Here is a 12,643-nt window from a genome sequence, read left to right on the forward strand (position 1 = left end):
GAACCCATGCGGGAAACATCTGCACGACTGCTCAAGCTGCTGTCACTGCTCCAGACACGTCGTGATTGGGCCGGAGCCGACCTGGCCGACAGGCTGAACGTCACGCCGCGCACCGTCCGCCGCGACGTCGACAAACTCCGCGAGATCGGGTACCCCGTGAACGCGACGGCCGGGGTGGGCGGCGGATACCAACTCGGTGCGGGTGCCGAGATGCCACCGCTGCTCCTGGACGACGACGAAGCCCTCGCCGTCGCCTTCGGCCTCCAATCCGCAGCAGGAGGCTCCGTAGCGGGCATCGGGGAGGCGTCGCTGCGCGCGCTGACCAAGTTGCGCCAGGTGATGCCGTCGCGCATCCAGCACCGCCTCGACGCATTGCGGATCGACGTCGTCGAACGCACGGCGGTGTCTGCGGTCGACGCCACGGTGCTGTCGACCGTCGCCGGGGTCTGTCACAACCACGAACGCCTCAGGTTCGACTACCGCCGCCACGACGGCACGGAAGCCCGCCGCGAAGTCGAGCCCTACAGCCTCGTACGTTCGGGGGCACGCTGGTATCTGCTCGGGTGGGACCTGCTGCGCGAGGACTGGCGTTCCTTCCGCGTGGACAGGCTGGAACCCAAGATCCCCACCGGCCCGCGATTCACCCCGCGACCACTTCCCGACGGCGGTGCCGCGGCATTCGTCGCCGCCGGAATCGACCGCACCTTCACCCGAGTGCAGGCACGCATCGAACTGGCGGCATCCATCGAAACGATCGCACCGATGGTCGACGAGCAGTGGGGCACCCTCGAATCCGGCTCCGAGGACGCGTGCACCCTCATCCTGTCCGGTGACTCACTCGCCTCCATTGCACGATGGCTTTCGGCCTTCGACACGCCGTTCACCGTCCTCGACCCTCCCGAACTGCGCGACGAGTGCCTGAAAGTGGCTCAGCGACACAGCCTTCTCAGCGAACGGTATCTGGCGAGTGTGCGCTCGACAGTCGATCGATGAGGGGCGAAGGATCAGGCTCGAGTGCCCGCCAACCGCACGAATGCCGCGGCGTCGATGGTTTCCCCGCGGGCACTGGGGTCGATGTCGGCTTCACGCAGCCGCCGCTCGGCTTCTACCGGCGAACCCGCCCATCCGGCAAGCGCTGCTCTCAACGTCTTTCGGCGCTGCGCGAATGCTGCGTCGACGACGGCGAAGACGCGACGGCGGTGCTCGTCGTCCATCGGCCACGGAGGCTCGGCGTACCGATCGATACGAACCAGTCCTGATTCGACCTTCGGCACCGGCCAGAACACCGAACGCCCGACTGAGCCTGCACGTTTGACGGTGCCGAAGAAGTTGGCCTTGACGCTCGGGATTCCGTAGATCTTGCTACCCGGGTCCGCCGCGAGCCTGTCCGCAACCTCGGCCTGCACCATGACCAATGCGGTGCGCAGCGTCGGTAACTGCGAGAACAGGTGCAGCAGAACCGGAACCGCCACGTTGTACGGCAGGTTCGCGACCAGAGCGGACGGGTCACCGGGAATGTCCGCAGCAGTGACCCGAAGCGCGTCGAACTCGACGACGGTCAACTGGTCGGCGTGTGACGGCGCTCGTTCGGCTGCCGTCTGCGGCAACCGTGCGGCGAGCTTGGGATCGATCTCGACCGCGATCACAGCGTCGGCGACATCGAGAAGCGCCAGCGTCAGCGAGCCGAGTCCGGGGCCGACCTCGAGCACGGTGTCCGCTCCCCCGACACCCGCCGAGGCGACGATGCGACGGACGGTGTTGGCGTCGTGGACGAAGTTCTGTCCGAGTTGCTTGGTGGGACGGACATCCAGTTCTGCGGCGAGAGACCGTACTTCCGCGGGTCCGAGCAGCGCCGCGGGTTCTCTCACATGTTCGGACACTGTGAAAACTCTACGCACCCGTCACTCGATGGTTCGTCACCGATAGCCGAGTCGCGAGGTGCACGCGGGCCAGGCGCCCCAGCCCTGGGACTTCTGCGTGACGGACGCGATGGCGATCTGTTCCTCGCGGGTGGCCAGGTCCGCGCGGGGGGCGTACTTCAGTCCGCCCTGACGTTCCCAGGTGTTCTGATCGAACTGCACGCCGCCGAAGAAGCCGTTGCCGGTGTTGATGGCCCAGTTGCCGGTTGCCTCGCACTGCGCGAGCGCATCCCAGATCGCACCGTTCTCGACGGGCGGGACCTCGGTTCCCGGCTTCGCTCCGACACGCACGACCTTGGGCTGTGCGGGAACCTGGATGTCCTCGTCGACCTTCTCGCGGCCCACTTCCTGGCCGTTGACGGTGTTGATCTCCCAGGTGATGTCGGAGACGCCCGGCGAACCCGGGTTCTCGACGACGGTCCTGGACATGTTCATCGTCGGGTCCTCGATGCGCTGCTCCGGAGGCTCGACGTCGGTGGTCTCGGTCTTGGTCTCGGTACGGTCACGGGTGACGACGATCTCGATGCCGTCCTCGACCTTCTCGTCCGGCGCGGGGGTCACGGTGTCGGCCTGCTCGAGCGGCTTGCCCGCTTCCTCCAGGAACTCACGCACGGTGGGCGCAGCCAGGGTCAGCGGTGCGGCAGGTGCGGCGCCGTCGACCAGGGACACTGCCTTGGGCAACGCCACGTCCAGTTCGGTGCCCTCCAGCGGAAGACGTTCGCCGCGCGACGCGGACACGTGCACATCCTCGGCCAGATCCATCTGCTGCAACGCCTCGTCGACGGTCAGCGCGGTCGTCCAGATCTGCTGAGGCTGGCCGTCCACCGTCACACTCAGCTCTCGAGCGCGACGGAGGACGACCGTCTCACCATCCGACAATTCCGAGTCACCCGAGGGTGCTACCAGGTCCTTGTCGCCTGTTTCGTAGCCTGCGGCCTGCAGAGCACCGTTGACGTCTCCCGTCATGGTGCTGAGCGTGATCATTTCGCCATCGACGTCGATCGTCACCGTTTTGTGACGTGCGACCGCGGTGGCGCCCCCGACGATCAGAGTGGCCAGCAGCGCAGCGACCACCAGGTACAACATCGTGGACCTGGAGGAGTTCAGGCGAGCAATACTGGACACAAGCAATTCCTGAGTTCTTCGGGCAGAGCCCGTCGGCTGGATCACGGTACGGTAACGAATTGATGCAGCTACCGCAACTCTGCTCACCCGGTCCGGAGCGAACGTGACGTTCGATCACCCGGGGCCGCTGCCGCACATCTTTCAGTCACTCGCACAGGTTGCAACACGAGCGGATGACTGGAAGGTGAGCGAAAGTAGGCGTCAGGAGAGGCCGTACACCCGCTCGGCGTTGGCGGTGACGTGCGACGCGAGCTCGACCGGATCGGCACCGCGGATGTCCGCCAATGCGCGCACTGTGTACGGAAGGCAGTACGACTCGTTCGGTGCACCGCGGAAGGGATGCGGCGTCAGGAACGGCGCGTCGGTCTCGACGAGCAGTTGGCCGTCCGGAATCAGCACGGCCGCTTCGCGCAGTGCATGGGCGTTCTTGAAGCTGACCGTGCCGGAGAGGCTGAGCACGTAGCCGGCGTCGATGCACGCTCGCGCGGTCTCCGGACCCGAAGAGAAGCAATGGAAGATCACCGTCTCCGGCGCGCCCTCGTCCGTCAACACGGACAGCAGGTCGTCGTCGGCCTCGCGGTTGTGGATCATCAACGGCTTACCGAGCCGCTTTGCCAGGTCGATGTGCCAACGGAAACCGTCCTGCTGCTCGGGGACGGTCGCGCACCCGTCGAGCTTGCCCGGCCAGTAGTAGTCGAGTCCCGTCTCGCCGACGGCCACGACCCGAGGATCCGACGCCAGCCGCTCGATCTCCGCCCTGACGTCGTCGTCGAGAACGTTCGCCCGCGTCGGGTGGATCGCGACGGCCGCCCAGACCCGAGAGTCCCAGTTCGCGGCGTCGACGGCGAAGCGCGCGGCCTCGAGGTCGTCGGCGACGGTCACGACTCTCCCGACGCCGACGGACTCGGCCCGATCCAGGATCTCGGCCACGCTCCCGGCGTCGGACGCGCCGCAGGCATCGAGGTGTGTGTGCGCGTCGACGAGTGGCGACAGCGCTTCCGGCAAAGGTGGTGCAGGACGTTCTCTACTCACGCCGATAGAGTAGGCGCACCATGACTGCGCCAGCTGATGCCTCACGGCCCACCTTCTACGTCACGACCGCCATTGCGTACCCCAACGGTGTCCCGCACATCGGCCACGCATACGAGTACATCTCGACGGACGTGATCGCTCGATTCAAGCGACTCGACGGATACGACGTCATGTTCTTGACCGGCACGGACGAGCACGGCCTGAAGATGCAGCAGACGGCCACCAAAGAGGGCATCGACGTCCGCGACCTCGCGACGCGCAACTCCGACGTGTTCAAGAAGCTCGACGAGACACTCGGCATCTCCTACGACCGATTCATCCGCACGACGGACGCCGATCACCACGAGGCGAGCAAAGCGATCTGGTCGAAGATGGTCGAGCGCGGCGACATCTACCTGGACACGTACTCCGGTTGGTACTCGGTACGAGACGAGGCGTTCTACACCGAGGGCGAAACGACCGTCGCCGACGACGGGACCCGCGTGGCCACCGAGACGAACACGCCGGTGGAGTGGACCGAGGAGTCGACGTACTTCTTCAAGCTGTCGGCGTACCAGGACAAGTTGCTCGAGCTGTACGACAGCAGCCCCGACTTCATCGCGCCCAACACGCGGCGCAACGAAATCGTCAGCTTCGTCAAGGGCGGACTGAAGGACCTGTCCATCTCGCGCACCACGTTCGACTGGGGCGTGCAGGTCCCGAACGATCCCGAGCACGTCATGTACGTCTGGGTCGACGCCCTGACCAACTACCTCACGGGCGTCGGCTACCCGGACGGCTCGTCGGAGAAGTTCGCCAAGTACTGGCCCGCCGACCTGCACATCATCGGCAAGGACATCACCCGCTTCCACACCGTGTACTGGCCGGCGTTCCTCATGTCCGCGGGCATCGAGCTGCCCAAGCGCGTGTTCGTGCACGGATTCTTGAACAACAAGGGCGAGAAGATGTCGAAGTCGGTCGGCAACGTCGTCGACCCGTTCGCGCTCGTCGACGAGTTCGGCCTGGACCCGCTGCGCTTCTTCCTGCTGCGCGAGGTCTCCTACGGCCAGGACGGCAGCTACAGCGCCGAGGCCATCGTCACCCGCATGAACGCAGACCTGTCCAACGAGCTCGGCAACCTCGCGCAGCGCTCGCTGACGATGGTGGCCAAGAACCTCGAAGGAAAGGTCCCGACGCCGGGGCCGTTCACGACCGACGACGAAGCTTTGCTGGCCCGCGCCGATGCACTGCTCGAGATCTGCCGCCGGGAATTCGACGTCCAAGCGCTGCACACGGCACTGGAAGCGATCTGGTCGGTACTCGGCGAGACCAACCGCTACTTCTCCCAGCAGGAACCGTGGGTGCTGCGCAAGACCGACCCGGACCGTATGGCCACCGTGCTGTACGTGACGCTCGAAGTCCTGCGCATCGTCGGCATTCTGGTGCAGCCGGTCATGCCGGGGTCGGCCGCTCGCATCCTCGAACTCCTCGGCGGCCCGGCGAACCAGTTCTCCGACATCGGCACCCGCATGGTGCCGGGTTCGCCTCTGCCCGCACCGTCACCGGTCTTCCCCAAGTACGAGGTGAAGGACCTCTGAGGGTTCATCCCTCACGCAGACGCAGAGACCGCCTTCTCCAGCTCCTCCAGTGAGTTCTCCAGGTGTGTGAGCATGCGCTGCAGGTGTGGGACGCTGCGACGGCAGCCGATGAGGCCGAAGTTGAGCGAGTCGCCGTTGCTTGCGACGGTGATGTTCAGCGCCATGCCGTCGCAGACGATGGACGCCGGGTAGATTCCGTCGAGTTTGGCGCCGTTCCAGTACAGTTCGTCCTTCGTTCCGGGGACGTTGGAGATGATGACGTTGAACGGCGGCGGGGTGTTGTTGACGAAGCCGGGTACCGGTCCGAAGAGCAGTGGCAGCATGGTGACGGCGCCGAAGGCGAGGGATTCGAGAGTGTTGAACTCCCGCATCATGTCCTTGCCCTTGACGGTGGAGTCGGTGATGGTGGCGAGCCGGTCCAGCGGATCCGGTTGGTGTGTACCGAGATTGCACAGGATGGTGGATACGGAGTTGCCCGGTCCGCTGTCCTCGCCCGGCTTGCGGAGCGAGACGGGAACCATTGCGATCAAGGGTGATTCAGGCAAGGCGTCCTGATCGATCAGATATCCCCGTAGGGCTCCCGAGCACATGGCGAGCAGAATGTCGTTCAGGGTAACGTCCAATGCCTTTGCGACCGCGTTCATTCGGCTGATCGACCAGCTTTCGGCCGCGAAGCGTCGCGCACCACCGATCGGCACGTTGAACATCGTTCGCGGCGCACGCAGCGGCAGTTGCGCACCTTCGTTGCGGACGGCGCGCACGCCCAATCGTGCTGCGGCAGGTACGAAGTCCGCGATGTCGCCGGCAAGCTTGCGACCGAGAGACAACCCCCCGGAGACCCTTTCCAGCGCTCCCGGCGCTTCCTTGCGCTTCTTCTCCCGGAACAGCGACGGATCCCACGTGGCGACGCCGGTGCGGTCGTCGGGGTCGGTGGTGAGGGTGTTCAACATCAGCTTGAGCGCGGACACGCCGTCGACGAGCGAGTGGTGAACCTTGGTGTAGAGCGCGATCCGGCCGTCGGCGAGGCCCTCGATGATGTGCAGTTCCCACATCGGCCGGTACCGGTCGAGGGGTGCACTGTGGTGCAGCGAGAGAAATTGGAAGAGTTCTCTGATGCGACCAGGAGCAGGCAGTACCACGCGCCTCACGTGGTATTCGAAATCGATGTCGTCTTCCCTCGACCAGGCGAGGCTTCCCATGACGTTCACCGGTCGGCCGGGGCGTTTTCGAAACAGATCGTGCACGTCGCCCGTTGTGAATTGTTTGTGGATTTCTTCTGCAAATTCGTGGGGGTCACCAGGCGGAACGAACAACTGCAATCCGCCGACGTGCATAGGGTGTTCGCGAGACTCCGCGATCAAGAACATGGACTCGGTAACAGGCATGAGCGCCATCTGCGATCACCTTTCCGCCTAGTTTCGATCACGGTGTGACATCGAACACGACCGCATGTTTAGACAGACTAGGTCACGGGTTATTGTCCGTTACCAGGAGTTCCAAGAAGACGCGAAATGGAGGCGAGGACGATGACCACCGTGCTCACCGCTCTGCCCCAGCCGACGCCCGGAGGCGTCCCCACCAGGCTCGACATGCACGGTCGCAGCTTTCACTCGCGCGCTCTTTCGACGTATCTGCAGCTCACGGTTCGCCCCTTCCTCACGGTGTGGTCCAAGACGTCCGCTCTTCCGTGGCCGATGGGCCTCGTCGATTACGCGGGAATGCTGGTGCCGCCGCTCAAGGGAACCCGCCACAGCAAGGTGACGCTCGCCGAGTGCGAGGCGGAATGGATCCGCGCCGAGGGCGTTTCCAACGACCGCGTGGTGCTCTACCTGCACGGAGGCGCCTTCGTCTGTTGCGGGCTGAACAGCCACCGGCGTCTGACTTCACGTGTCTCGGCCAGCGCGGACGCTCCGGTTCTGTCGGTCGACTACCGGATGATGCCGCGCAACCCCATCGCACATGCGGTGGAGGACGGCGTCGACGGTTTCCGCTTCCTGTTGGAATCCGGGTACCGCGCCGACCAGATCGTCATCGCCGGCGACTCCGCAGGCGGGTACCTCGCCTTCATGGTCGCTCTGATGCTGCGCGATCTCGGACTGCCGACACCGGCTGGTATCGCGACCATGTCGCCGCTGACCGACATGGACCCCAGCGGCAAGCTCGAACACGCCAACGCATCGAAGTGCGCGGTCTTCCCTGCCGGGGCCGTACCCGCCCTGACGGTCCTCGCCGACCGAGTGGATGCCCGCATCGTCGTCGAAGGCGAACGGGGACCACGAGTTTCACCCGTCGACGCGGATCTCGTCGGCCTACCTCCGGTTCTGATCCAGGCGGGTTCCACCGAAATGGTGCTCGCCGACGCCGAACTGATGGCCGAGCGCCTCGCCGCAGCAGGCGTCGACTGCGAACTTCAGGTGTGGGACAACCAGGTACACGTGTTCCAGGCCGCCGACTTCGTGCCCGAAGCGCACCGCGCGGTACGCAAATTCGGCGCGTTCGTCAAAGCCCACAGCCCAATGTCGGCCACTGCCGACTCCGCCTGAGTTACCTTTCTTCTCATGGCAGTCACAGCAGATACAGAGGTCGACATCGCGGCCGAGCCGGCAGCGGTGTTGGACGTACTCATGGACGTCGAAGGGCTACCCGCGTGGTCGCCCGTCCACAAGAAGATCGAGATCATCGACCGATTCGACGACGGCAAGCCCCATCACGTGAAGATGTCGGTATCGATCCTCGGCATCAACGACGAGCAGACCGTCGAATACACCTGGGCGGACGACAAAGTCGTCTGGGACCTCGTCGAGGGTTCTCAGCAGAAGTCCCAGCACGGCGAGTACACCCTCACTCCGACCGACAAGGGAACACACGTGACGTTCTCACTGACGGTCGACCCGAAGATCCCGATCCCGGGTTTCCTCGTCAAGAAGGGCACCAAGACTATCCTCGCGGCCGCAACCGAAGGGCTACGTCAGCAAGTCGTCGGCTGAGCTTCTCGCAGCCAGGACCGCCTCGTAGAGATCCCGCTTGGACACGCCGCCGACTGCCAACTGGGCACAGGCATCCTTCAACCGCATGCCCGACGCCACCAGCTCCTCGACGTCGTCGATGAGGTCTTCCGGTTCCGACGCCACGGCGACGGCTCCGGCGAGTACGACGGTGATTTCTCCGCGTACGCCGTCGGCAGCCCAGTCGGCGAGTTCGCCGAGGGTGCCTCTCTTGACTTCCTCGTAGGTCTTGGTGAGCTCTCTGCAGACCGCGGCGCGGCGGTCGGGGCCGAGTACTGCGACGGCGTCGGCGAGGCAGTCGGAGAGGCGATGAGGGGCCTCGAAGAAGACGCAGGCGCGCGATTCGGTGGCGAGGGATTCGAAGAATCGGCGTCGGCCGCCTTGTTTGCGCGGCGGGAAGCCGTCGAAGCAGAAGCGTTCGACGGGCAATCCGGAGAGTGCGAGGGCGGTGGTGACTGCGGACGGGCCGGGTAGGCACGTCACCGGCAGGTCGGCGTCGACGCATGCGGCGACGAGGCGGTAGCCGGGGTCACTGACCGACGGCATTCCGGCGTCGGTGACGAGCAGGACCGATTTGCCGTCGCGGACAGCGTCGACCAGCCCGGGAAGCCGGGATGTCTCCACCTGGTCGTAGAAGCTGACGATCTTGCCGGTGATGGCGACCCCGAGCCCCGACGCCAGCTGTTTCGTCCGGCGGGTGTCTTCGGCTGCGACGACGTCGGCCGTGGCCAAGGCGTCGCGGAGTCGCTGGGACGCGTCACCCAGATCGCCCATCGGTGTTGCGGCAAGGATCAGCATGGCGCCCATTCTTCTCCACCGGGACTCGACCCCTACGATCGGTGTGTGGCCCTACGCGAGTCGACCGAGCGATACGTAGTCAGTCCGGGGCCGAGTACACCCGCTGCCGACTATTACCGCGACACCGATCGTCGGCGGGGGTGGATCGTCACTCTGGTGATCACGGCGCTCGCGGCCGTCACGCGGTTCGCGATGCTGCGCTACCCCACCGATGCCGGTACTCCGGTGTTCGACGAGAAGCATTACGCGCCGCAGGGCTGGCAGGTGTTCACCGGCGGCGGAATCGAGGACAACCCCGGGTACGGATTGGTGGTTCATCCTCCGGTCGGAAAGCAGCTGATCGCCGTCGGCGAGGCACTCTTCGGCTACAACGGGTGGGGCTGGCGGTTCTCCGCGGCGGTTGCAGGAACTCTGCTGGTGCTGATCGTGATTCGGATCGTGCGGCGTCTTGCCCGCTCGACGCTGGTCGGTGCGATCGCGGGCATTCTGCTGACCGTCGACGGCGTCACGTTCGTCTCGTCGCGCATCGGGATGTTGGACATCTTCCTGGCGTTCTTCGTGACGGCCGCGATGGGGTGTCTGGTCGTCGACCGAGACGACGTTCGACGACGCATGGCGAAGGTCCAGGCGGAGGGTCGCATCGCCGCCAGCGTGTACGGCCCACGAATGGGGGTGCGCTGGTGGAGGTTCGGCGCGGGAATCCTGCTGGGCTTGGCGTGCGGAACCAAGTGGTCCGGGATCTATTTCATCGTATTCTTCGGTCTGTTGTCGGTCGCGTTCGATCTCGCAGCGCGGCGTGCGAGCGGGGTGCAGCGGCCGTGGATCGGCACGGCAGTACGCGACATCGGACCCGCGCTCTACGCGCTGGTGGTGATTCCGCTGATCGTGTACCTGTGCACCTACGCAGGGTGGTTCGCCAGCGAGACCAGCGTGAACCGACATGCCGTCGGCAACCAGATCGGCACGGACGGGCCGTTCTCGTTCGTGCCCGCTGCGCTGCGATCACTGTGGTACTACAGCGGCAACGTGCTCACGTTCCACTCGGGTCTGACGAACTCGGCGGGCAACGTCCACCCGTGGGAGTCGAAGCCGTGGACGTGGCCGATGGGTCTGCGGCCGATGCTGTACTACTTCGCCGAGGGCGACACCGTTCAGGGATGCTCGGCGAGCTCGTGCGTCAAGGCGATCATGCTCATCGGCACCCCGGCCATGTGGTGGCTCGCGGTTCCGATGCTGCTGTGGTGCCTGTGGATGATGCTGGTCCGTCGGGATTGGCGATTCGCCGTCGTGCTGACCGGCTACGGCGCAGCGTATCTGCCGTGGTTCGCCACGCTGGATCGGCAGATGTACTACTTCTACGCTGTCGCGCTCGCGCCGTTCATGGTCATGGGATTCGCACTGATCCTGGGGCAGATCATCGGCCGGGCGCGAGCGTCGGTGGAGCGACGTGGCACGGGGCTGATGCTCGTGTGCCTCTACGTGGCGCTCGTCGTGGCGAACTTCATCTGGTTGTGGCCGATCCTGACGGGAATGCCCATCACTCCGGATCTGTGGCAGCAGCAGCTCTGGTTGCCTTCCTGGCGTTAGACCCCGGAGTCCGAGTTCTGCTCACAAGGGGGTCGTGGGAGAGGTCGCGGTAGAGCGAGATGCACAGCCCGATCATCACGAGCACGAACGGTGCGGCGGCGATGATGGTCATGGTCTGGAGCCCGTTCAGTGCGTCGGCGCCGCCGGTCCACAGCATCAGCGCGGCGATGCCGCCGGTGAGCACGCCCCAGAACACGACGACCCATCTGCTCGGTTCCTGACTACCGCGTTGGCTCAGTGTGCCCATCACCATCGATGCGGCGTCGGCTCCCGAGACGAAGAAGATGGCCACGAGCACCATGACCAGGACACTCGAAATCCCTGCGACGGGCAGATTCTCGAGCATGCCGAACAATTGGGACTCGCTGCTGTCCCGGCCCGCGAGATCGATTCCGTTCTGTTGTTCGGCGATACCCGCTCCACCGAAGATGGAGAACCAGACCAGGCTGACCGTGCTGGGTACGAGGATCACGCCGACGACGAACTCGCGGACGGTGCGGCCGCGGCTGATTCGTGCGAGGAACATGCCGACGAACGGCGTCCAGGACACCCACCATGCCCAGTAGAAGATGGTCCACGATGACAACCAGGTGGCGGTTTCGCCGCCGTCGCCTGCCGCTGCGGACCGAGCCGACATGTGCACGAGCTGGCTGGCGTAGTCACCGATGGTCGTCGGAATCAGATTGAGTATCAACACGGTCGGTCCGAGGACGAAGACGAAGACCGCGAGAACCAGCGCCAGCACCATGTTGATGTTGGACAACCACTGGATGCCTTTCGCGACGCCCGAGACTGCCGAGGCGACGAAGGCGAGCGTCAACAGTGCCACGATCGCGACGAGCAGCAGGGTGCCCGCCTCCCCCAGCCAGCCGAGAACCTGAAATCCCGAGCCGATCTGGAGTGCGCCGAGACCGAGCGACGCGGCGGTGCCGAACATGGTGGCGAAGATCGCGAGGATGTCGATGACCTTGCCGATGGGGCCCTCCGCGCGGCGCCCCAGCAACGGGATGAACGCCGAACTGATCAGCTGCTTACGGCCGCGTCGATACGTTCCGTAGGCCACGGCGAGTCCGACCACCGCGTAGATGGACCACGGATGCAGACTCCAGTGGAACATCGTCGTCGCCATCGCAGCCCCGACGGTGCCGTCCGATCCCGGGGGCGGAGACACGAAGTGAGACAGGGGTTCTGCGACGCCGAAGAACATCAACCCGATCCCCATGCCGGCACTGAACATCATGGCGATCCAGCTGACCGTCTTGAATTCCGGCTTCTCGCCGTCTTTTCCGAGCGGAATCCTGCCGAACTTGCTGACTGCGAGGTAGATCGAGAACACGACGAACCCCGAGGCCGCGATGATGAACAGCCACCCGATGTTGGTCACCAACCAGCTCAGGATCGACGTCGTCGTGGATTCGAGCGAGTCGGCAGCGAGCAGGCCCCACACCAGAATCGCGGCGGTGATCGCTGCCGTCGTGCCGAACACCAGGTAATCCGTGCGCGGTGGGTGCGGTGTCGATCCGGAAACGACTGAACCCTGGGACCGCTCGGTATTCGTTGCCATAGGTGAAGTGAAGCACTATCACCGTGGTGGCGTGGC

Annotated in this window: 11 protein-coding genes; 5 read left to right on the forward strand and 6 right to left on the reverse strand. The window is 65.0% G+C overall.

Features of this window, described 5'->3' with window-relative positions; all coding sequences use genetic code 11:
- Nucleotides 1–6: 6 nt before the first annotated feature.
- A complete protein-coding gene (locus H292_RS0110460; RefSeq protein ID WP_020111393.1) occupies nucleotides 7–993 on the forward strand; it encodes a helix-turn-helix transcriptional regulator in 987 nt (328 codons plus the stop codon).
- An 11-nt stretch (nucleotides 994–1,004) separates the two neighbouring features.
- Here H292_RS0110460 and rsmA read toward each other — a convergent pair whose 3' ends face one another.
- The 3 genes from rsmA to H292_RS0110475 all read right to left on the reverse strand — a co-directional run bounded on the left by rsmA (nucleotide 1,005) and on the right by H292_RS0110475 (nucleotide 4,076).
- Nucleotides 1,005–1,880, reverse strand: a complete 876-nt coding sequence (gene rsmA / locus H292_RS0110465) for a 16S rRNA (adenine(1518)-N(6)/adenine(1519)-N(6))-dimethyltransferase RsmA (protein WP_019664538.1) — start codon at nucleotides 1,878–1,880, stop codon at nucleotides 1,005–1,007.
- 36 nt (nucleotides 1,881–1,916) lie between these two features.
- A complete protein-coding gene (locus H292_RS0110470; RefSeq protein WP_020111394.1) occupies nucleotides 1,917–3,044 on the reverse strand; it encodes a resuscitation-promoting factor in 1,128 nt (375 codons plus the stop codon).
- A gap of 201 nt (nucleotides 3,045–3,245) precedes the next feature.
- A complete protein-coding gene (locus H292_RS0110475) occupies nucleotides 3,246–4,076 on the reverse strand; it encodes a TatD family hydrolase (RefSeq protein WP_027498739.1) in 831 nt (276 codons plus the stop codon).
- A 20-nt stretch (nucleotides 4,077–4,096) separates the two neighbouring features.
- Between H292_RS0110475 and metG the strand changes: the two genes are divergently transcribed.
- Nucleotides 4,097–5,653 carry a methionine--tRNA ligase gene (metG, locus tag H292_RS0110480; protein ID WP_020111396.1) on the forward strand — a complete coding sequence of 519 codons (1,557 nt, stop codon included), beginning with the start codon at nucleotides 4,097–4,099 and terminating at the stop codon, nucleotides 5,651–5,653.
- 11 nt (nucleotides 5,654–5,664) lie between these two features.
- Here metG and H292_RS0110485 read toward each other — a convergent pair whose 3' ends face one another.
- On the reverse strand, nucleotides 5,665–7,047 hold the full coding sequence (locus H292_RS0110485) for a WS/DGAT/MGAT family O-acyltransferase (RefSeq protein WP_019664534.1): 1,383 nt from the start codon (nucleotides 7,045–7,047) through the stop codon (nucleotides 5,665–5,667).
- Nucleotides 7,048–7,164: 117 nt separating this feature from the next.
- Between H292_RS0110485 and H292_RS0110490 the strand changes: the two genes are divergently transcribed.
- Nucleotides 7,165–8,196 carry an alpha/beta hydrolase gene (locus tag H292_RS0110490; RefSeq protein ID WP_020111397.1) on the forward strand — a complete coding sequence of 344 codons (1,032 nt, stop codon included), beginning with the start codon at nucleotides 7,165–7,167 and terminating at the stop codon, nucleotides 8,194–8,196.
- 15 nt (nucleotides 8,197–8,211) lie between these two features.
- On the forward strand, nucleotides 8,212–8,640 hold the full coding sequence (locus H292_RS0110495; RefSeq protein WP_020111398.1) for an SRPBCC family protein: 429 nt from the start codon (nucleotides 8,212–8,214) through the stop codon (nucleotides 8,638–8,640).
- Here the strand turns inward: H292_RS0110495 and rsmI are convergent.
- The gene (gene rsmI / locus H292_RS0110500) at nucleotides 8,617–9,465 is read right to left on the reverse strand and encodes a 16S rRNA (cytidine(1402)-2'-O)-methyltransferase (RefSeq protein ID WP_020111399.1); all 849 of its coding nucleotides are present in this window, start codon (nucleotides 9,463–9,465) and stop codon (nucleotides 8,617–8,619) included. The two genes, H292_RS0110495 and rsmI, sit on opposite strands and share 24 nt — an antisense overlap.
- Nucleotides 9,466–9,501: 36 nt before the next feature.
- Between rsmI and H292_RS0110505 the strand changes: the two genes are divergently transcribed.
- The gene (locus H292_RS0110505; protein WP_020111400.1) at nucleotides 9,502–11,043 is read left to right on the forward strand and encodes a dolichyl-phosphate-mannose--protein mannosyltransferase; all 1,542 of its coding nucleotides are present in this window, start codon (nucleotides 9,502–9,504) and stop codon (nucleotides 11,041–11,043) included.
- On the opposite strand, the gene H292_RS27080 is transcribed toward H292_RS0110505, so the two are convergent.
- Nucleotides 10,994–12,607 carry a BCCT family transporter gene (locus H292_RS27080; RefSeq protein WP_231383813.1) on the reverse strand — a complete coding sequence of 538 codons (1,614 nt, stop codon included), beginning with the start codon at nucleotides 12,605–12,607 and terminating at the stop codon, nucleotides 10,994–10,996. The two genes, H292_RS0110505 and H292_RS27080, sit on opposite strands and share 50 nt — an antisense overlap.
- Nucleotides 12,608–12,643: the final 36 nt, after the last annotated feature.

It is taken from the genome of Rhodococcus sp. 114MFTsu3.1, assembly GCF_000383555.1.
Taxonomy (GTDB): domain Bacteria; phylum Actinomycetota; class Actinomycetes; order Mycobacteriales; family Mycobacteriaceae; genus Rhodococcoides; species Rhodococcoides fascians_E.

Coding starts and splice junctions, on each gene's coding strand:
- metG (WP_020111396.1), top strand. CDS start 4,097: ATGACTGCGCCAGCTGATGCCTCACGGCCCACCTTCTACGTCACGACC.
- H292_RS0110485 (WP_019664534.1), bottom strand. CDS start 7,047: ATGGCGCTCATGCCTGTTACCGAGTCCATGTTCTTGATCGCGGAGTCT.
- H292_RS27080 (WP_231383813.1), bottom strand. CDS start 12,607: ATGGCAACGAATACCGAGCGGTCCCAGGGTTCAGTCGTTTCCGGATCG.
- H292_RS0110490 (WP_020111397.1), top strand. CDS start 7,165: ATGGAGGCGAGGACGATGACCACCGTGCTCACCGCTCTGCCCCAGCCG.
- rsmI (WP_020111399.1), bottom strand. CDS start 9,465: ATGGGCGCCATGCTGATCCTTGCCGCAACACCGATGGGCGATCTGGGT.
- H292_RS0110460 (WP_020111393.1), top strand. CDS start 7: ATGCGGGAAACATCTGCACGACTGCTCAAGCTGCTGTCACTGCTCCAG.
- H292_RS0110495 (WP_020111398.1), top strand. CDS start 8,212: ATGGCAGTCACAGCAGATACAGAGGTCGACATCGCGGCCGAGCCGGCA.